Raw genomic sequence first — 19,388 nt, forward strand, 5'->3', positions numbered from 1 at the left:
CGTGCAGCCGCCCGCATCATCTCGGCGGTGTCAGGCGGCGCTCGGCACGAGGCGACGGTCGACGCCAAGGGCCAGTGTGGCGCCGACCACGACGACCAGCACCATGCCAGCAAGAATGCCGATGTCATGCACAGTCGGCTTGAGCACCATGTCGGCGATGACTACCAGCATCACTGCGTAGTCGAAGCGTGCGGCGCTCATCATGCGCTGGCCGATGGCCAGAACAGCAGGCGTGATACCGTCCTTGGCGATCATCGCTCCCATGCGCTCGCCCGTTGGCTTGAAGATGAACATGCCGATCGAAAAGGTCGTCGCGTAGCCGACCAGACCGATGATGATCCATAGATCCGAGAAGCCAACCCAGAAACTGCACATGATGAGGCCGAAGATCAGGGTCAGCATCGACATCGGCGCGAAGAAACGGCCACCCAACTGCCCGCTGGCGCGCATCGCCTGCAACTTTTCCTCGATGTTGCCGGCGCGCTCGGCAAGCACGCCGAGGAGGAACAACACGAAGCCGCCTCCGACCCATAGAATGGCCGTGACGACATGGAGGAATTTTACGATCGAGTACCAGTCCATGGTTGCTCCCGGAGTGTTCTGGAGGGGATGCGGCAGGGGCGATTTGCGCCGGCCGTCAGACGAGCGAGCGTTTAGCGCCGCGCCTGTTTCGGAACGATGTCGCGAAAAGCCGGTTCTGTTTCAGTTTGCAGCCAGCACACGAAGCCACTGAGATGGTGAATGCGCTTCCTGGTTTTCTGCTATTGGGAGAAGTGTCGGGAGGGGTTGGCGCGACATCGTCTGGAAACAGTGCCGATGCTAGTGCGCCAATGCCGGGAGCCCGGTGGCGACAAGATTCGCCTGACAACAACCCATTCCCGCACACGGGAAGAGGCATTCGAGGGGACATTATGCAAGGGGTAGCACGGAATTTCTTCACGCTGGCCATCATCTATTCGCTGTGCGGGATGGCGCTCGGCCTGCACATGGCGATCAGTCAGGACCATAGCCAGATGCCGACCCACGCCCACACGATGGTGGCCGGATGGCTGATGTCGGCGGTCTTCGCCTTCTTCTACCATCTATTTCCGGCAGTCGGACAAAAGATGCTCGCCACGATCCATTTCTGGCTGACGGCAATCAGCGGCATCGGCCTGTTGATCGGTCTCTATTTCCTGCTTGCCGGCAATGCCGCGATCGAACCGCTGGTCGGGATTTCTTCGATGGGCTTCTACGCGGCCATGCTGCTGTTTGCCTTCATCGCCTTGCCGACCGTCTGGAAGAAAGCCTGAGCCGAGAGCCTGTCCGGAAACTCTACTCTGGCGGCCATCTGATGGGGTTTTCTGCGCCTCCGGTGCCCACGGACCAAATGTCCGCTCCGCTCCGGTTCTCGAAACCACCGCCATGTGACTCGCCAGAGCGAATTTCGAAACGGACTCTGGAGGTGAGGTTCGGGCTGTGCTGTTACGGCACAGGACAGCGGCGTTGGATCAAAAAACACGCGCGCCGTTAAGGCTTCATTAAGCTTTACAGGTGTTTACTATGTCCATCCAGTGATCTGGATTCTTACCGAGTGGTTGGAGCCACTTTGTTTGACGCCTCCCTGTTAAACTCCTGAGAGCCGCCTTATCCGCGGCTCTTTTTTTGTCTGGATTCCGGGGGCGTCCGATGTCGGCTCGCCGTTAACCTTCTGTTAAACATGTGCTTGCCATCGCGGGTGACGAAGCGCATTTTGAAGCTTCAGTCATATAGGCTGCCGGGTGTATCGGCAGTGAGCCGAATCAGCCGGCTGTAGGTGCAGGGGCGTAGCAATGAACGAGCCTTCGACGGGCAGTGCGAAAACCGTCAAGCTGGCGGAGCGCCGGGTTTTCACGCAATCCTTCAAGCCGCTTTACCAGGAAGGTATGGGCCTGGTCGAACAGGCGGCGGAGTATCTCGACGGCAAGGGCCGGGCCGAGGCAAAGAAATTGTCCAGGCTGGGGGCCACGCTCTATGCGGCCGAATCGATGCGGCTGACCACAAGGCTGATGCAGGTTGCCTCGTGGCTGCTTTTGCAGCGCGCCGCGAATTCCGGTGAGATGACCCGCGACCAGGTTGCGTCTGAGAAGTCCAAGGTGCGCCTTGACACCGCTTCCGCCCATGACGAAGCCGCGGGCTGGGCCGAACTGCCCGAGGATTTCCTCGACCTCGTCACCCGCTCGCTGCGCCTGCAGGCGCTGGTGCGCCGCATGGACGAGGAGATCTACGGCTCCGACGCCGTGGTCGACATGCAACCGGCGGCCCGCCGCCCCAATCCGGTTTCCGACCAGATCAGCCTGCTGAACACGGCTTTCGCTCGCGGCTAAACCTGGGCGGCGCCATTCGTTTCCGGTTTGTTCACATTTCGCTGGCATCGCTGTCCGTCGGAGGTAGACTGGCAGCATGGGGGAAGCGATTCGCATCATCGGTATCGATCCGGGGCTCAGGCGCACCGGTTGGGGCATCGTCGAGAGCCTCGGCAATTCGCTGCGCTTCGTTGCCTCAGGCACCGTGCGTTCCGACGACAAGGCGGCTCTGGCGACGCGGCTTTGCCAATTGCATGACGGGCTCGCCGAAATCCTGCACACCGCCATGCCGCACGAGGCAGCGGTCGAACAGACCTTCGTCAACAAGGACGCGGTGGCGACACTGAAGCTCGGCCAGGCGCGCGGCATCGCCATGCTGGTGCCGGCGCGCGCGGGGCTCGTCGTCGCCGAATATGCGCCCAACGCTGTCAAGAAGGCGGTGATCGGCGTCGGCCATGGCGACAAGAAACAGATCCACATGATGGTGAAGGTGCTGTTGCCGAAGGCCACTTTCGACACCGAGCATGCCGCCGACGCTCTCGCCATCGCCATCTGCCATGCGCATCACCGGCAAAGCGTCGCCTATCGGATGGCACTCGCCGGGTAGCCATGTTCTTGACTTGTTCCCATGCCTGCGATAAGTAATACTTCTGAGGTATTACCATGCGCGTGACCACCAAGGGGCAAGTCACAATCCCCAAACAGATAAGAGACCATCTGGGAATCGGCCCGGGCTCCGAGGTGGAGTTCGTGGCCACCGACGAGGGCGCTCGTCTTGTCGCCGTCAACGAAAACCTGTCCGAGGAAGAGGCATCCCGCAGGTTCAGTGATGTCCTTGACCGGATGGAGGGGACGCTGGATCTGGGAGGCATGACGACCGACGAGTACATGGACTGGCTGAGGGGGCCGCGTGAAGATCTCGACGTTGATTGACACAAATGTCCTGATCGATGTCTGGGGACCGGCCGGACCGCTGACAAAATGGTCGGCATCGGCGATTGCGTCATGCCGCCGCGATGGGGCCTTGGTGATCAATACTATCATCTGGTCTGAGCTCGCGCCGCTCATAGCGACAGAGACAGCGCTTCGAAAAGCAGTCGACATGCTCGAGATGGATCGCGAGTTCCTGCCCTGGGATTCGGCATTCCTTGCAGGCGTCACGCATTCCCGCTATCGCCGTGCTGGCGGGGTTCGCGAGCGGACGTTGCCAGACTTTTTCATCGGAGCCCATGCGACCGTTGCCGGACATCGTCTGCTGACCCGCGACGCTGCCCGCTATCGCAGTTACTTCCCGGATCTCGACATCATCTCTCCTGAAACGCACCCATGAAGGCCCATCTTCCATGAAAGATCTGGCATGATCGGCAAACTCAAGGGCACGCTCGACGAGATCGACGAGGACCATTGCCTCGTCGATATCCATGGTGTCGGCTATGTCGCCTATTGCTCGGCGCRCACGCTGGCCGCGCTGCCGGCGCCGGGCGACGCGGTGGTGCTGTTCATCGAGACCTACGTGCGCGAGGACATGCTGCGGCTCTACGGCTTCCAGTCGCAGCTGGAGCGCGAATGGTTCCGGCTGCTGATGAACAATGTGCCAGGCGTCGGCGCCAAGGTGGCGCTGGCCATCCTGTCGACATTGGCGCCGGCCGATCTCGCCAACGCCATTGCGCTGCGCGACATCGCCATGGTCTCTCGTGCGCCTGGCGTCGGCAAGAAGGTGGCCGAGCGCATCGTCACCGAGTTGAAGAACAAGGCGCCGGCCTATGCGGGCACCGCCTCGGGCACCATCGGCTTGAAGCAGGAACTCGGCGAAGGCGTTGCTCCGGCGCCGATCACCGACGCCGTCTCGGCGCTGGTCAATCTCGGCTATTCGCGCGACACAGCCGCCAATGCGGTGGCGGCGGCGCTCAAGACTGCGGGCGAGGATGCCGATGCACCGAAGCTGATCCGTTTCGGCCTGAAGGAACTGGCGCGGTGAGGCGTCGCTTGTTCAGGTCCTTGCCGCGTGCAAGGAAGGTGCCATGAGCCTGTCACCCCGTCTCATTACGCCCGAAAAACGCGGCGAGGATGCAGAGCAGACCTTGCGGCCGCAGACGCTTGACGATTTCGTCGGCCAGGCGGCGGTGCGGGCCAATCTCAAAGTGTTCATCGAAGCCGCCAAGGGCCGCAACGAAGCGCTCGACCATGTGCTGTTCGTCGGGCCGCCGGGTCTCGGCAAGACGACGCTGGCGCAGATCATGGCGCGCGAGCTCGGCGTCAATTTCCGCTCGACCTCCGGCCCGGTCATCGCCAAGGCCGGCGATCTCGCGGCCCTGCTCACCAATCTCGAAGAAGGCGACGTGCTGTTCATCGACGAGATCCACCGGCTGAGCCCGGCGGTGGAGGAAATCCTCTATCCGGCAATGGAGGATTTCCAGCTCGACCTGATCATCGGCGAGGGACCGGCGGCGCGCTCGGTCAAGATCGACCTTGCTCGCTTTACCCTGGTCGCCGCCACCACGCGGCTTGGCCTGCTGACCAATCCGCTGCGCGACCGATTCGGCATTCCGGTACGACTGAATTTCTATACGGTCGATGAACTGGAACAGATCGTCCGGCGTGGCGCCCGCATCCTGCAAATGCCGCTCGGCGACGATGGCGCGCTGGAGATCGCGCGGCGCGCACGCGGTACGCCCCGCATTGCCGGACGGCTGCTGCGCCGGGTGCGCGATTTCGCCTCGGTCGCCGGCGATGGCCATGTCGATCGCCAGATTGCCGATGAGGCGCTCACCCGGCTGGAGGTCGACGCGCTCGGCCTCGACGCCCTCGACCGCCGGTATCTGTCGATGATCGCCCGCAATTTCGGCGGCGGCCCGGTCGGCATCGAGACGATCGCAGCCGGCCTGTCCGAGCCGCGCGACGCCATCGAGGACATCATCGAGCCCTATCTGATCCAGCAGGGCTTCATCCAACGCACGCCGCGCGGCCGGATGCTGACGGCCAATGCCTGGCGGCACCTCGGCCTCGATGCGCCGAAGGATCTGGCGCAGCAGCAGATCAACCTGTTCCAGGAAGAGTAGCGGTCCGGACGATTGGACTGGGATCGGCGATCAAGGATCCGTGACCGTCCTTGCGCAAAATCTCCTCAGCTTCGCCGGTTTGCCGGCGCAATCATGGACTTTAACGCGGCCTTGGCGACTGTCGCCGCGATTTTGTCCCGGAGCCGAGCATGATAACCAGACGCGGGATCCTGCGCTTCGTCGGCGGGTCGTTTCTGTCGGTCGCCGCGCTCAGCGCCTATGCGGTCGGCATCGAACCGATGCTGCTGACGCATGTGAAGCGCTACACGCTGACCCCGCCGCATTGGCCGGCGGGATTGAAACTGCGCATCGTCGCGCTCGCCGACATCCATGCCTGCCGGCCGTGGATGACACCGGAGCGGATCGCTTCGCTTGTCGAAGACGCGAATGCGCAGCAAGCGGACCTGATCGTCCTGCTTGGCGACTACATCGCCGGCATGCCCCTGGTGACCGGGCCGGTGATGCCGTCACAATGGGCATCGGCGCTGTCGGGCCTCGAGGCACCCCTCGGGGTGCTGTCGATCCTTGGCAACCACGACTGGTGGGGCGATGGCTTCGCGCAGCGGGCCGGCGCCGGCCCGACCATAGCGCGTAAAGCCTTGGAGAAAGTCGGCATCCCGGTCCTGGAGAACGACGTCATGCGCCTGGAGAAGGACGGGCATGGCGTCTGGATCGCCGGGCTCGCCGATCAGCTGGCCCTGCTGCCGACCAGGGCTCGCGCCGGCTTCAAGGGGCTTGACGATCTTGACGGCACGCTCGCCAAAGTCAGTGATGCCTCGCCGGTCATCCTGCTCGCACATGAACCCGATATTTTTCCCACCGTACCGTCGCGGGTGTCGCTGACCCTGTCAGGCCACACCCATGGCGGACAGGTACGGCTGTTCGGCTACTCGCCGGTCGTGCCGTCGCGGTTCGGCAATCGCTATGCCTATGGCCATGTCGTCGAGAACGACGGCAATCTGATCGTCTCGGGCGGGCTTGGCTTCAGCATTGTGCCGGTGCGTTTCGGGATGCGCCCTGAAATCCTGTCGATCGACCTTGGCTGAGCGGTCAATGCAGGGCGCGGATCACATCCATCACCTCAGGCTCGGCTCTGTCGCCGTTGAAGGCATCGACGATGCCGAAGGCGCCGCCATAGCTCCACACCGACCATGAGAAGCCATGCGCTTCGGCTCGTGCGATCATGTCCCTGACATAGGCGGCGCGGTACGCGGCCGGCATCACATAGGCGTTGCCATATTCCTGGCGGATCATGCCGAATTCGCCCAGCGTGACGTTCTGCGGCTTGATGCCGTTTGCCTTCGCCCACGCCTCGACTTGTCTGAATGGCGCATCCATCAGGCCGAGCAGCTTGTCGGGGCTGTCCATGCTGGCGACCTGTTCGTCGAGATAGGCAAGCAGGCCGCTCCGCCGTGTCCACGGTGCCTCGGCCTTGATCCTGGCGCGGATGGTGTCGAGCGTCACCTCGAGCTGTGCCTGTGGCACCGCGGTCAGCGGAAAGGGCAGGCCGGTCACATAGGGGATGAAGTCGCCGGCCCAGGTCGCGCCCTGATGGGTGAGCAGGAACGGATCGTAGGAGTGGAAGGTCCAGATGACATTGTCGTCAGGGATCGTCTTCGGATCGATCTTCTGCAGTGAAGTCGCGGCCGAATAACAGGCGCCGGTCAGCACCAGGGTCAGTTTCGTCGCCGAGGAGCGCGCCGCCGCGAACAGCTTACGCTGGCGCTCCGGCCAGAGGCTGGTGCCGTCACTGTCGCAGTCGACGATCGGCTCGTTCATGGGCTCGAAGGCGACCTTTTCGGGGTCTTCGCCGGCCAGAGTGCGGGCCATCTCGCGCACCATGTCGACATAGGCGTCGAAGGTCCGCGGGTCGTCCATCACTTCGGCCATGCCGATCTTGCGGCTACCGCCGGCCGGGATCAGGTGCATGTCGACGATCACCTTCAGCCCGGCGCGGTTGATCATGCGCACCGAGTCCAGCACGCTGGCATAGAGGTCGTCGCGCAAGGCCACGGTCTGGCCGGAAAGGAAAGGCGACGGATCGACCGGCATGCGCAGGAAATCGAAGCCTGCCTCCTTAAGCGCCTTGAGATCGTCGTCCTTGAGGAATTTGCGCCATTCCGGATAGGGCAGGATCGCCTTGGCATCGCCCCACCGGTCCTCGCCCGGCCACGTCGTCCACTGGTCGAGGTTGAGGCCGCGCTTCATCGAGAAGGTGGCCGCCTGGCCGGGCAGCGACAGAGCCACCAGCACGAACAGCGCCGCCATCAAGGTCTTGATCATCGCCGTCAACAGTGCCATCCGATGCTATGTCGCGCGGAAAACACGTGCCCGGTCGGGACTGAAAAAGGAAGCGCAATGGACGATCATGGTGAATCGGCGGCGTTGCTGGCAGGGCTTTCCGGCGCGTTGACGGAATTCGGCCACCGGCTGATGGCGCGCGTCTATTACGCCGACACCGATTTCTCCGGCGTCGTCTACCATGCGCGCTATCTCGAATTCTTCGAACGCGGCCGCTCCGACTATCTCAGGCTGACCGGCGTGCACCACACCGAGCTCGCCGACGGCAAGCATGGCGAGAAGATCGTCTGGGTGGTGCGTCGCATGGAGATCAATTTTCGCGGCCCCGCCCGCATCGACGACATCCTGACGATCGAGACCCGCACCGAGGACATTTCCGGTGCGCGCATCTTCATGGCGCAGCAGCTCAAACGCGGCGACGAGGTGCTGGTCGAGGCCAAGGTCGAGGCGGCTATCATCGGCGAGAATGGCAGGCCAAGGCGCTTTCCGAGGGAATGGATGGCGGCGTTCATGCCGCGGGTGCGCTGATATTCAGGTGATGCCGGCCTGCAAACGGGGGTTTCCTGCGCTTCCGGTGCTCACGTACTTCAAGTACGCTCCGCTCCGGTTCTTTGCGATGGCGGGACGCGGCAATGCGCCGCGCCTTATGGACTAACCCATCCTTAACCATAACGGTTCATGAAGAGATTGGTGAAGTTTGGCGTTATCAAGCGCCTTCCTTTCACCAATATTTGCCCTGAAAAGGCCACCAACGGCACGGTTTGGGGTTGTTACGGTAGCTGCGTGCGAACCGACCACAAGGGATGCCAGGGGCCAGCCGCCAGCTTCGCCCGGAAAATCTTAAGGACGTAACGATGGAAAATATCGCACTCGCCGAACCGGGCGCGCAATTGTCGATTTGGGCGCTGTTCATGCAGGCCAGCTGGGTGGTCAAGCTGGTCATGATCGGTTTGCTCTGCGCGTCGGTCTGGACCTGGGCAATCATCGTCGACAAGTTGGTTGCCTATGCCCGCATGCGGCTGTCACTCAACCGGTTCGAGCAGGTGTTCTGGTCCGGGCAGTCGCTGGAGGAACTTTACCGCACGCTCGCCGACCGCAAGACCACCGGCATGGGCGCCATTTTCGTGGCGGCGATGCGAGAGTGGAAGAAAAGCTTCGAGAAAGGCGCCAAGTCGCCGCTCGGCCTGCAAACCCGCATCGACAAGGCGATGGACCTGGCGTTGACCCGCGAGATGGAAAAGCTGGAGGGGCGCCTCGGTTTCCTCGCCACCACCGGCTCAGCGGCACCCTTCATCGGCCTGTTCGGTACGGTCATCGGCATCATGACCTCGTTCCAGGCGATCGCCGGCTCCAAGAACACCAGTCTCGCGGTGGTCGCGCCCGGCATTGCCGAAGCGCTGCTGGCGACGGCCATCGGCCTGCTCGCCGCCATCCCCGCCGTCATCGCCTACAACAAACTGTCGTCCGACGCGAGCAAGATAGCGGTGCGCATGGAAGGGTTCTCCGACGAGTTCTCCGCCATACTCTCGCGCCAAATCGATGAAAAAGTGGCCCCCAAGGCCTGAGGAGTAACTGATGGGTATGTCCGTTGGCATGGGAGGACGCGGTGGGCGCGGCCACAGGCGGCGCGGCCGTCACCATGCACTGATGTCTGAGATCAACGTCACGCCGATGGTCGACGTGATGCTGGTGCTGCTGATCATCTTCATGGTCGCGGCACCGATGCTGACGGTCGGCGTGCCGATCGACCTGCCGGACACGCAGGCCAAGGCGATGAACGCCGACACGCAGCCGATCACCGTCTCGATCAACGCCGCCGGCCAGATCTATCTGCAGGAAACCGAGATCCCGATCGAGGAACTGGTGGCCAAGCTGCAGGCGATCTCGAAGACCGGCTATGAAGAGCGCATCTTCATCCGTGGCGACAAGACCACCGACTATGGCACGGCGATGAAGGTGATGGCCCGCATTTCGGCCGCTGGCTACAAGAATATCGGCCTGGTTTCACTGCAGGAACAGGATCAATAGACGCGAGATGAAGACCGGCCTCACCACATCGGTGATCTTGCATACGGCGGTGCTGGCCTTCGGCCTGTTCACGCTGTCGGCGCCGGCCGCACTCCCGTCCGCCGATGTCGAGTCGGTCGCGGTCGACATCGTGCCGATGGAAGCCATCGCGCAGACATTGCAGGGCGACAAGAAGGCCGTGATGCATGAAAAGCCGGCCCCTGTGCCGACCCAGCGCCCGGACATCGTGCCGGTATCGCAGAAGGTCGGCGAGAACAGCGTCGACACCGACAAGCCGGTAACGCCGGAGGCCAAGCCGAAGCCGGTCGACATGACATCGGCTCCGCCGCCGGCGCCGACCCCGATCGAAAAGCCGAAGCCCGAGGACGTGCCCAAGCCGCAGGAAAAGCCGAAGCCCATTCCGGCAACGGAAGTGGCGCCGGCGCCGACGCCCAAGGAAGAGGTGAAGCCCGAGCCGGTCAAGCAGGCGGACCCCAAGCCGACGCCGGCCAAGCCGGCGCCGACCCCGCCGCCGCAGGACAAGACCGCGGCCATCGATCCGACGCCCGAGGTCAAGCCTGACGCTGTCGCCGAAGCCATAGCCAAGGATCCGCCCACCGAAGAGACGCAACTGCCGAATTCGGCGCCCGCGCCGGAAGCGCGGCCGAAGCCGCAGCCGGCGCAGGCCGAAAGCGCCAAGGCGCCGGAACGCAAGGATGCCGACAAGCCGGTCAAGGAAGCCTCGTCGAAGCCGAAGTCCGAAGACAAGCAGTTCAACGCCGACGAAATCTCGGCTCTCCTCGACAAGCAGAAGCCGTCCGGCGGCGGCGCCAAGCGCTCGACCCAGCAGGCCTCGCTCGGCGGCGACAAGGATCAGGGCCAGAAGCTGTCGAAATCGGAAATGGGCGCCCTTGAAAGCCAGCTCGGCGGCTGCTGGACCCTTCCGGTTGGCCTTGAAGGTTCGGAAAACTTCGTMGTCGTCGTCCGCTTCAACCTGGACGCCTCCGGCAAGCTGGATGGCCGCCCGAATGTCGAAAAGTCGAGCGGAAACCGCCAGTTCGACGAAAGTGCCGTTCGCGCCGTGCAAAAATGCGATGTCACCGGCCTGCAGGTCCCCGCGGGCAAGCAGGACATCTGGGCCGACGTCCGCGTCACCTTCGATCCAAGGGAGATGCTGGGCCTGTAGGCCCGAGTATCCGAAAATCAGTACGAGAAGCGAGAAGACATGAAATCAATCCTCAAGCCGCTCCTGATGATCGCAGCTATGGCGATGGGCATGACTGCTGCCGGCACGTTGCCGGCCCTGGCGCTCGTCGAGCTCAACGTCAACAAGGGCAATGTCGAACCGCTGCCGATCGCCATCACCGATTTCCAGGGCGGCGACGCGCTTGGCGCCCAGATCTCCGAAATCGTCACCGCCGATCTGAAGCGCTCGGGACTGTTCGCGCCGATCGACAAGAGTGCCTTTATCGAGAAGATCTCCAATCCGGATGCAGCACCGCGCTTCGACGACTGGAAAGTGATCAATGCGCAGGCCCTGGTCACCGGCAGCGTCGGCAAGGAGGCTGACGGCCGCATTCGCGCCCAGTACCGGCTGTGGGACACCTTTGCCGGCCAGCAGATGTCCGGCGAGCAGTTCTTTGCCAACGACGCCAATACGAGGCGCGTCGCCCACATCATCGCCGACGCGATCTACGAACGCCTGACTGGCGAGAAGGGGTATTTCGACACCCGCGTCGTCTTCATCGACGAATCCGGCGCCAAGAACGCGCGCAAGAAGCGCCTCGCCATCATGGATCAGGACGGTGCCAACGTCCGCTATCTCTCCGACGGCAAGTCGATCGTGCTGACGCCGCGCTTCTCGCCGAACCGCCAGGAAATCACCTACATGTCCTATGAAAGCGGTCAGCCGCGGGTCTACCTGCTGCAGATCGAGACCGGCCAGCGCGAACTGGTGGGCAATTTTCCGGGCATGACCTTTGCGCCGCGCTTTTCACCCGACGGCCAGAAGGTGATCATGAGCCTGCTGCGCGACGACGGCAATTCCAATATCTTCGCCATGGACTTGCGGAGCCGTTCGACGACGCGGCTGACCAATTCGACCGCCATCGACACGTCGCCGTCCTATTCGCCCGACGGCAGCCAGGTGGTGTTCACCTCCGATCGCGGCGGGCGCGCCCAGATCTATGTGATGGGCGCCGATGGCTCGGGCCAGAACCGCATCTCCTTCGGCGACGGCGTCTATTCGACGCCGGTGTGGTCGCCGCGCGGCGATCTCATCGCCTTCACCAAACAGACAGGCGGCGAATTCCAGATCGGCGTCATGAAGACCGATGGCTCGGGCGAGCGGATCCTGTCGTCCGGTTTCCAGCAGGAAGGGCCGACCTGGGCGCCGAACGGCCGCGTGCTGATGTTCTTCCGGGATTCCGCCGGCGGACCGAAGCTGGTCTCGGTCGACCTCACCGGCCGCAATGAACAGTCGATCCCGACGACGAATTTTGCTTCGGACCCGGCTTGGTCGCCGTTGCTGGAATAATGCTGGGCTTGAGCATGCCTTGCTCCAGCATCCCGCGCGGCACTGCTGAAAGAGGCCCAACAGGGCCTCTTTTCACGTCACGGTCGCGTTTTGGCCGCATTTACGCCTACGGTCCGCGCGAAATGTGGCTTTGCCAAACGGCTGCGGACGGGCAGTCTAAACCAAATTTTAACCGTGTTTCTTGAATGCCGGTTAACCCAAACGTGGTTACTGGGTGATCAACGAAATCACTCGAAATGCGAAGGAGAGGCGGCATGGGCCGTATCGCAGCACTTACCAGAAATCCGGTCATGATCGCGCTGGTGGCGATGCTCGCCATCGCCGGTTGCGCCTCGAAGAAGACGCCTAACAATGCCGCCGACCTTGGCCTCAACGGCGCCGGCGCGGCAACGCCCGGCTCGGCGAAGGACTTTACCGTCAACATCGGCGACCGCATCTTCTTCGATACGGACTCGACCTCGATCCGTGCCGATGCGCAGACGACGCTTTCGCGCCAGGCGCAGTGGCTGAACCAGTACAAGCAGTATGCCATCGTCATCGAAGGCCATGCCGATGAACGCGGCACGCGCGAGTACAATCTGGCGCTCGGCGCCCGCCGCGCCGCCGCCACCCGCGACTTCCTCGTCGCAAAGGGCGTTTCGGCGAGCCGCCTGAAGACGATTTCCTACGGCAAGGAGCGTCCGGTCGCGGTTTGCGACGACATCTCCTGCTGGTCGCAGAACCGCCGCGCGGTCACCACGCTCAGCGGCGCCGGTTCCTGAGCCTTCGTGCTGCCGACCGGAGCGTCAAGGAGGCGCTACGGTCTAGCGGCAAAAATGCCACACACCCTTGCGAAAGGCGGCCCCAGGGCCGCCTTTTTCATATCCGGATACCCGAAACAAAATTTGGCCGAAGTCTCGGCTCCTGCTATGAGCCGAGGGCGCTTGGCTGGTCCCACTCTGATTGGAAGGCGCGAACAAGCTAACGAAATCACGGCGAGAGGCACATGCATTTGAGATCGGTTCTAAGCGGCACCCTTGCGCTGTTGCTCCTATCAGGCGTCACGGCTCTGGCGGGCACAGGGCAATCGACCGACAGCGGCTTTTCCTTCCATCTGCCCAGCATCGAATTGCCCGGCATTTTCGGCCAGAAGAAGAAATCGGATCAGGTTCAGCTGGTGCAGTCCGACGGTACCGCCGTGACCGGGCTGGAAGAGCAGCTGCGGCAGATGAACGGCAAGATCGAGGAACTCAATTTCCAGGTCCTGCAGATGCAGGAGCAGATCCGCAAGCAGCAGGAAGACAACGAGTTCCGCTTCCAGCAGCTTGAAGGCGGCACGCAAGGCGGGCAGCCGCCGGCACAGAAGAAATCGGACGCCACCACGACGGATACCAACACCGATGTGGCAGCGGCTCCGGCAACGCAGGCGCCGGCCGATGCGGGCACCGCGCCCGCCGCCGGCCAGGAGGTCATCGTCGAATCGCCCAATGGCGACCCCGGCAAGGTGATTCCAGGAACGGGAGCGCCGGAAAAGACTTTCGGCACCATCACCGTCGACAAGAACGGCAATGTCATCGATGCCGGCGGCAGCACCCAGGCGACCGCGCCGGTGCAGGACACCGCGCCAGCCAGCGGCGCTCCGGCCAAGGCCGGCAAGTCCGACGGCACGGTGGTGGCGGCATTGCCCGCCACCAACGACCCCGAGGAACTCTACCGCAACTCCTATCAGTTCATCCTCTCGGGCGACTACAGCACCGCCGAGCAGGGTTTTCGCGATCATATCTCCCGCTTCCCCAAGGATGCGAAGGCGGCGGATGCGCATTACTGGCTTGGCGAGTCTTTGCTCGGCCAGCAGAAATATCGCGACGCGGCCGAGACTTTCCTCTCCGCCAGCAAGGACTATCCCAAGGCCAAGAAAGCTCCCGACATGTTGTTGAAGCTCGGCGTGTCGCTGGTCGGCCTGAAGCAGCATGACGTGGCCTGCGCCACCTTCAGCGAGATCGGCAAGCGCTACCCCGACATCTCCGGTGCGCTCAGGGAACGCGTCAAGCAGGAAAAGGCGCTGGCGGCGTGCTGATCCTTTCCGTGCATGTCGTTGCCCCGAAACCGGGACCATCTTTGGGCGACATGCATTGATGCTCGATATCGAGCCTGACCTCTCGAAGAGCCTTTTTTCGCATATCGATTTTACCAGCGGCGCCGTTGCGGCCGTGTCCGGCGGCAGCGACTCGACCGCCCTGCTCCTCCTTCTCAAACACCATCTCGACCGCACTGCGCCGGCAACGAAGCTGCTGGCAGTGACGATCGACCACGATTTGCGGCCCGGTTCGGCAGCGGAAGCGCAGGGGATGGCGAGGCTGTGCGCCAAGCATGCCATTGCGCATCGCATCCTGACATGGTCCGGCCCCAAGCCATCGACCGGTCTGCCCGCCGCGGCCCGGGAAGCGCGTTACCGTCTGCTGGCCGCGGCGGCACTGGCGCAAGGCATCGGCCTGATCCTGACCGGCCATACCGCCGACGACCAGGCGGAAACGGTATTGATGCGGCAGGTCCGTGATGAGGGCGGGAGCCATGCCGACACGGCGGGCCGCGGGCTTGCCGGCATGGCGCCGGCCACCTTGTATGACTGGCGCAGCTGGATCGTGCGGCCGCTTCTCGGCACGCGGCGCGCGGCGTTGCGCAACGTCCTGCGACGTCAACATGTCGGCTGGGCCGACGACCCGACCAATGTCGACGAGGCGTTCGAGCGACCGCGCCTGCGCGCGACGCTAGCCGACGAGAACGGCATGCAGCGCATCGACGATGCGCTGGCGCTGGCCGCGCATGAGGGCAACGCGCGCTGGCAGCTTGGCCTGGCTGCCGCGGACCTGATCCGCCGTTTCGCGACCCAGCCGGCGGCGGGGCTCATTCGTCTTGATCCTGGCTTGCTGACCGCCGGGGAGGAGCATGCGGCCGTCTACGCACTGCGCCTTCTGCTGGCCACGACCGGCGGGATTGCCTTTCTGCCGGACCAGGCCCGCAGCGAGGCGCTGTTTGGCCGGCTGAAGGCCGGATTTCTTTGCGCCACATTGTCGCGGACGGTGGTCGATTCCCGGCGCGCCGGCATTTTCCTGCGCCGCGAGGCGCGCGGCCTGCCGCCCGCCGCCGCAGTCACCGAGGGCACCCTCTGGGATGGCCGCCGGCGCATCACATTGAACGACAGCAGCGGCGCATTGTTGATCGCCCCGTTCGGCGCAGCAGCAAAGCGGCCGCCGATTGGCGAGGGGCAAACCCCGCCAAGCCTGATGCGCGCCGCGCTCGCCGCCGAGCCGGCGCTATGGCGAGCCGGTGAATGCTTGGGTTTGCCGGGGAGCATCCGGGCCCCTGCTGTGGTCGAGGCACGGCCGGCCGTTGCCCCCTTTGCCCGCTTCCTGCCGTCCTTCGACCTGGCACCGGCGCGGGCCGTCGCCAGGCTGATTGGCGCGGCCCCGCTTCCCGCCTTGCCTTTCAGTGGCCACAGTGCCTGACGATGTTGGGCGAAAGCTTAACCCAGACCTGCTGTTCTGCTTGGCAAGGGGAGGCGCTCTCCCTATGTTAGGCGCAAGTTTCCTCTCATGACGTGTGTCCGACGCGCGGACGCCAACGGGACAATTGATGAATCCGAACTATCGCAACCTCGCGCTCTGGGCGATCATAGCGGTCTTGCTCATCGCCCTGTTCAATCTGTTCCAGACGCCGCAGACGCGAGGGGCTTCCAGCGATGTGCCTTATTCGCAGTTCCTGCAGGACGTCGCGGCCGGCCGGGTCAAGACGGTGACCATTGCGGGCGCTCGCATCACCGGCACCTACACCGACAATGCCAGCGGCTTCCAGACGTATTCGCCCGGCGATCCGTCGCTGGTCTCGCGGCTGCAGGACAAGAACGTCACCATCAATGCGCGGCCTGAGAGCGACGGTTCCAATTCGCTGTTCGGCTATCTGATCTCGTGGCTGCCGATGATCCTCATCCTCGGCGTCTGGATATTCTTCATGCGCCAGATGCAGTCCGGCTCCGGACGAGCCATGGGCTTCGGCAAGTCGAAGGCCAAGCTTTTGACCGAGGCGCATGGCCGCGTCACCTTCCAGGATGTTGCCGGCGTCGATGAAGCCAAGGAAGACCTGGAAGAGATCGTCGAGTTCCTGCGCGATCCGCAGAAGTTCCAGCGGCTCGGCGGCAAGATTCCGCGCGGCGTGCTGCTTGTCGGCCCTCCGGGAACCGGCAAGACGCTGCTCGCCCGCTCGGTTGCCGGCGAAGCCAATGTGCCGTTCTTCACCATCTCCGGTTCGGACTTCGTCGAGATGTTCGTCGGCGTCGGCGCCAGCCGCGTCCGCGACATGTTCGACCAGGCCAAGAAGAACGCGCCCTGCATCATCTTCATCGACGAAATCGATGCCGTCGGCCGCCATCGCGGCGCCGGTCTCGGCGGCGGCAATGACGAGCGCGAGCAGACGCTGAACCAGCTGCTGGTCGAGATGGACGGCTTCGAGTCCAACGAAAGCATCATCCTGATCGCCGCCACCAACCGGCCCGACGTGCTCGACCCGGCGCTGCTGCGGCCGGGCCGCTTCGACCGCCAGGTGGTGGTGCCGAACCCCGACATCGTCGGCCGCGAGAAGATCCTCAAGGTGCATGTGCGCAACGTGCCTCTGGCACCCAATGTCGACCTCAAGGTCGTCGCTCGCGGTACGCCGGGCTTCTCCGGCGCCGACCTGATGAACCTCGTCAATGAATCGGCGCTGATGGCCGCGCGGCGCAACAAGCGCCTGGTGACCATGGCCGAGTTCGAGGACGCCAAGGACAAGATCATGATGGGCGCCGAGCGTCGTTCGTCGGCGATGACCCAGGCCGAAAAGGCGCTGACCGCCTATCACGAGGCCGGCCACGCCATCCTGGCGCTCAACGTGCCGTCGGCCGATCCGCTGCACAAGGCCACCATCATCCCGCGTGGCCGGGCGCTCGGCATGGTCATGCAGTTGCCGGAAGGCGATCGCTACTCGATGAGCTACAAATACATGATCTCGCGCCTCGCCATCATGATGGGCGGCCGTGTCGCCGAGGAGTTCAAGTTCGGCAAGGAAAACATCACTTCGGGCGCTTCCTCGGACATCGAGCAGGCGACCAAGCTGGCGCGCGCCATGGTCACGCGCTGGGGCTTTTCCGACAAGCTCGGCCACGTCGCCTATGGCGACAACCAGGAGGAAGTGTTCCTCGGCCATTCGGTGGCGCGTACGCAGAACGTCTCGGAAGAGACCGCGCAGATCATCGACGCCGAAGTGCGCCGCCTGATCGACGAGGCCTATTCGACGGCAAAATCCATCCTGACCAAGAAGAAGAAGGAATGGATCGCGCTGGCGGAAGGGCTGCTCGAATACGAGACGCTGTCGGGCGAAGAGATCAAACAGTTGATCGCCGGGCAGAAGCCTTCGCGCGACCTTGGCGACGACACGCCGCCCAGCCGTGGCTCGGCGGTGCCGAAGTCCGGCGGCCGGCGCAAGAAGGGGCCGGAGCCCGAAGGCGGCATGGAACCGCAGCCGTCAAGCTGACAGAGGCCACTGATTTCAGAGAAACAAACGCCGCGGCTTCAACCCGCGGCGTTTTGCTGTTCGGCGTTGGTCATAGGGCGTGCGGCGCGAGCGCGCTTGCCTTGCCGGAGCGTTGCCGGTCGGCGGTGCCGCCGATGATCGGCGGGCAGCACGCCCTGATCCTCTACAGCGGCTCTCGGCAGGGGTTCGACACGCACTCGGAACAACTCGATGCGCTGCGAACCAGCAAATATCTCGGCGAAGATGCCGGCATGGCACCGCTCCACGATATCGCGCTGCTGGCGGGCATGTATGGCCTGTTCGGGGGCGTGTTGCAGGCGCTGGCGCTGACGGGATCGGCGGGAATTCCAGCCGGCGAATTCGTGCCGCTGCTGATGTCATGGTTGCAAGCGATGCAAGGTGGGTTGCCGAAATGGGCCGCGCGGATCGACGCCGGCGACCACACCAGCAATGTCGCCTCCAATCTCGGCATGCAGGCCGAGGCCTATGTCAATCTGATCGATGCCAGCAGGGCCGCAGGCATCGGCACCGAACTCATGCTGCCGCTGCAAGGCCTGATGAAGCGCGGCGTGGCGGCCGGCAAGGCCAACGCCGATCTCACCAGCCTGGTCGAGCTTCTGCGGTCAGCGAAACAGGTCGATTGAGACTGCTTGAAGGCAACAAAAGGCCCGCGAAGCTGACGCCTCGCGGGCCTTTGTGTTTGTCTGGTTATATGGCGCTCAGGTCTTCAGCTTGGCGTTGCAGAGGCTGTAGAAGCCGCCGCCCTTCTGGATCCACTWGAGGCCGCCAAGCGCGTTTGCGTCCTTGAGGGCATAGTACTGGTCGAGACAGGTATGCATGCGGCCCTTTCCGGGGGTCTCGCTGGCGTATTTCGGCGAGATCGCCGACGGGAAAGTGACGCCCTTCGGCGCAGCCGTCGTCGGCTTTGCCGGCTCTTTGGTGTAGTTTGCCTCGCTCGGAGCCGGCACCGTGTCGTCATCCGACGCGGCGGCACCGCATTCGGTCTTGCGGAAGTCGTTCCACTTCATGCCTTTCAGCGTGTTGGCCGTCTTGGCAGCCTGATACTTGGTGCTGCATTCGGCCATGGTCAGACCCTTGCTGTCGGCGGCCGCAGCAGCCTTGGTGGTTGACGGCTTGGTGTCGGCGGCGGCTGATGCGCCGGCGGCGCACTCGGCCTTGCGGAAGTCGTTCCACTTCATGCCGTTCAGGGTGCCGGCAGCCTTCGCCGCCTGGTACTTGGCGCTGCATTCCTTGGCCGTCAGACCCTTGGCGGTGCTGTCTGTTGCCGCGGCGGTGGTCGTCTTGGCTGCCTTGGCCGGCTTCGTTTCAGCTGCCTTCTTGGTGTCGGCTGGCTTGGTATCGGTGGTCGCGGCGGCATCGGTGCCGCACTGCGCCTTGCGGAACTGGTTCCAGGTCGCCCCGGCGAGTGTCCCCGCGTCCTTGGCGGCGTTATACTTCGTGCTGCACTCGGCCATCGTCAGCGCGTTGGCTGGCGAAGCCAGGAACAAGGTCGCGACGGCGAGGCCGGTCAAAGTGGCAAGTCGGTGGATGAGCATAGCGTTTCTCCGTTGCAGCAGCCCATGATACGTCCCTGCAAATCAATAACGCTCAACGGTCGGT

Annotated in this window: 21 protein-coding genes; 18 read left to right on the forward strand and 3 right to left on the reverse strand. The window is 63.6% G+C overall.

What is annotated here, in order from left to right; all coding sequences use genetic code 11:
• Positions 1 to 30: 30 nt before the first annotated feature.
• Positions 31 to 582 (reverse strand): DUF2269 family protein, encoded by a 552-nt coding sequence (locus AC1D0I_RS15970; protein ID WP_457150854.1) that lies wholly within the window; start codon positions 580 to 582, stop codon positions 31 to 33.
• A gap of 329 nt (positions 583 to 911) precedes the next feature.
• On the opposite strand from AC1D0I_RS15970, the gene AC1D0I_RS15975 reads away from it, so the two are divergent.
• From AC1D0I_RS15975 to AC1D0I_RS16010, 8 genes are all read left to right on the forward strand, one after another.
• Positions 912 to 1,292 (forward strand): hypothetical protein, encoded by a 381-nt coding sequence (locus tag AC1D0I_RS15975; RefSeq protein ID WP_477396265.1) that lies wholly within the window; start codon positions 912 to 914, stop codon positions 1,290 to 1,292.
• A gap of 519 nt (positions 1,293 to 1,811) precedes the next feature.
• Positions 1,812 to 2,345, forward strand: a complete 534-nt coding sequence (gene rcdA / locus AC1D0I_RS15980; protein ID WP_095089536.1) for a protease adaptor protein RcdA — start codon at positions 1,812 to 1,814, stop codon at positions 2,343 to 2,345.
• A 76-nt stretch (positions 2,346 to 2,421) separates the two neighbouring features.
• Complete coding sequence (ruvC, locus tag AC1D0I_RS15985; protein WP_095089535.1) at positions 2,422 to 2,931, forward strand: crossover junction endodeoxyribonuclease RuvC; 510 nt, start codon at positions 2,422 to 2,424, stop codon at positions 2,929 to 2,931.
• Positions 2,932 to 2,987: 56 nt separating this feature from the next.
• Positions 2,988 to 3,257: an AbrB/MazE/SpoVT family DNA-binding domain-containing protein gene (locus tag AC1D0I_RS15990; RefSeq protein ID WP_095089533.1), complete on the forward strand. Its 270-nt coding sequence runs from the start codon at positions 2,988 to 2,990 to the stop codon at positions 3,255 to 3,257.
• Entirely contained in the window at positions 3,235 to 3,654 is a 420-nt protein-coding gene (locus tag AC1D0I_RS15995) for a type II toxin-antitoxin system VapC family toxin (RefSeq protein ID WP_477396267.1), read from the forward strand. The genes AC1D0I_RS15990 and AC1D0I_RS15995 overlap by 23 nt, the downstream gene beginning before the upstream one ends.
• Before the next feature lie 27 nt (positions 3,655 to 3,681).
• Positions 3,682 to 4,302 (forward strand): Holliday junction branch migration protein RuvA, encoded by a 621-nt coding sequence (ruvA, locus tag AC1D0I_RS16000; protein ID WP_477396269.1) that lies wholly within the window; start codon positions 3,682 to 3,684, stop codon positions 4,300 to 4,302.
• Positions 4,303 to 4,345: 43 nt separating this feature from the next.
• Positions 4,346 to 5,383: a Holliday junction branch migration DNA helicase RuvB gene (gene ruvB / locus AC1D0I_RS16005; protein WP_477227687.1), complete on the forward strand. Its 1,038-nt coding sequence runs from the start codon at positions 4,346 to 4,348 to the stop codon at positions 5,381 to 5,383.
• Positions 5,384 to 5,532: 149 nt separating this feature from the next.
• Positions 5,533 to 6,429 carry a metallophosphoesterase gene (locus tag AC1D0I_RS16010; protein WP_457150858.1) on the forward strand — a complete coding sequence of 299 codons (897 nt, stop codon included), beginning with the start codon at positions 5,533 to 5,535 and terminating at the stop codon, positions 6,427 to 6,429.
• Between the two features lie 4 nt (positions 6,430 to 6,433).
• Here the strand turns inward: AC1D0I_RS16010 and AC1D0I_RS16015 are convergent, their stop codons facing one another.
• Entirely contained in the window at positions 6,434 to 7,684 is a 1,251-nt protein-coding gene (locus AC1D0I_RS16015) for a glycoside hydrolase family 5 protein (RefSeq protein WP_457150859.1), read from the reverse strand.
• 57 nt (positions 7,685 to 7,741) lie between these two features.
• On the opposite strand from AC1D0I_RS16015, the gene ybgC reads away from it, so the two are divergent.
• The 10 genes from ybgC to AC1D0I_RS16065 all read left to right on the forward strand — a co-directional run bounded on the left by ybgC (position 7,742) and on the right by AC1D0I_RS16065 (position 18,412).
• Positions 7,742 to 8,212 (forward strand): tol-pal system-associated acyl-CoA thioesterase, encoded by a 471-nt coding sequence (gene ybgC / locus AC1D0I_RS16020; RefSeq protein ID WP_095089521.1) that lies wholly within the window; start codon positions 7,742 to 7,744, stop codon positions 8,210 to 8,212.
• A 326-nt stretch (positions 8,213 to 8,538) separates the two neighbouring features.
• Positions 8,539 to 9,249, forward strand: a complete 711-nt coding sequence (gene tolQ / locus AC1D0I_RS16025) for a protein TolQ (RefSeq protein WP_095089519.1) — start codon at positions 8,539 to 8,541, stop codon at positions 9,247 to 9,249.
• Between the two features lie 10 nt (positions 9,250 to 9,259).
• A complete protein-coding gene (tolR, locus tag AC1D0I_RS16030; protein ID WP_457150860.1) occupies positions 9,260 to 9,712 on the forward strand; it encodes a protein TolR in 453 nt (150 codons plus the stop codon).
• 7 nt (positions 9,713 to 9,719) lie between these two features.
• Positions 9,720 to 10,877 (forward strand): TonB family protein, encoded by a 1,158-nt coding sequence (locus AC1D0I_RS16035; RefSeq protein ID WP_095089515.1) that lies wholly within the window; start codon positions 9,720 to 9,722, stop codon positions 10,875 to 10,877.
• Between the two features lie 66 nt (positions 10,878 to 10,943).
• Positions 10,944 to 12,227, forward strand: a complete 1,284-nt coding sequence (gene tolB, locus AC1D0I_RS16040) for a Tol-Pal system beta propeller repeat protein TolB (RefSeq protein WP_245331229.1) — start codon at positions 10,944 to 10,946, stop codon at positions 12,225 to 12,227.
• A 254-nt stretch (positions 12,228 to 12,481) separates the two neighbouring features.
• Positions 12,482 to 12,988, forward strand: a complete 507-nt coding sequence (gene pal / locus AC1D0I_RS16045; protein ID WP_095089511.1) for a peptidoglycan-associated lipoprotein Pal — start codon at positions 12,482 to 12,484, stop codon at positions 12,986 to 12,988.
• 224 nt (positions 12,989 to 13,212) lie between these two features.
• A complete protein-coding gene (ybgF, locus tag AC1D0I_RS16050) occupies positions 13,213 to 14,283 on the forward strand; it encodes a tol-pal system protein YbgF (protein ID WP_477396271.1) in 1,071 nt (356 codons plus the stop codon).
• A 58-nt stretch (positions 14,284 to 14,341) separates the two neighbouring features.
• The gene (gene tilS / locus AC1D0I_RS16055; RefSeq protein WP_477396337.1) at positions 14,342 to 15,712 is read left to right on the forward strand and encodes a tRNA lysidine(34) synthetase TilS; all 1,371 of its coding nucleotides are present in this window, start codon (positions 14,342 to 14,344) and stop codon (positions 15,710 to 15,712) included.
• Between the two features lie 127 nt (positions 15,713 to 15,839).
• A complete protein-coding gene (gene ftsH, locus AC1D0I_RS16060) occupies positions 15,840 to 17,768 on the forward strand; it encodes an ATP-dependent zinc metalloprotease FtsH (RefSeq protein WP_095089505.1) in 1,929 nt (642 codons plus the stop codon).
• 134 nt (positions 17,769 to 17,902) lie between these two features.
• On the forward strand, positions 17,903 to 18,412 hold the full coding sequence (locus AC1D0I_RS16065; RefSeq protein ID WP_477396273.1) for an imine reductase family protein: 510 nt from the start codon (positions 17,903 to 17,905) through the stop codon (positions 18,410 to 18,412).
• Between the two features lie 75 nt (positions 18,413 to 18,487).
• On the opposite strand, the gene AC1D0I_RS16070 is transcribed toward AC1D0I_RS16065, so the two are convergent.
• Positions 18,488 to 19,324, reverse strand: coding sequence for a hypothetical protein (locus AC1D0I_RS16070; protein ID WP_477396275.1), 837 nt, complete (start codon positions 19,322 to 19,324; stop codon positions 18,488 to 18,490).
• Positions 19,325 to 19,388: the final 64 nt, after the last annotated feature.

The sequence above is a fragment of the Mesorhizobium sp. P2_D1 genome, assembly GCF_056404455.1.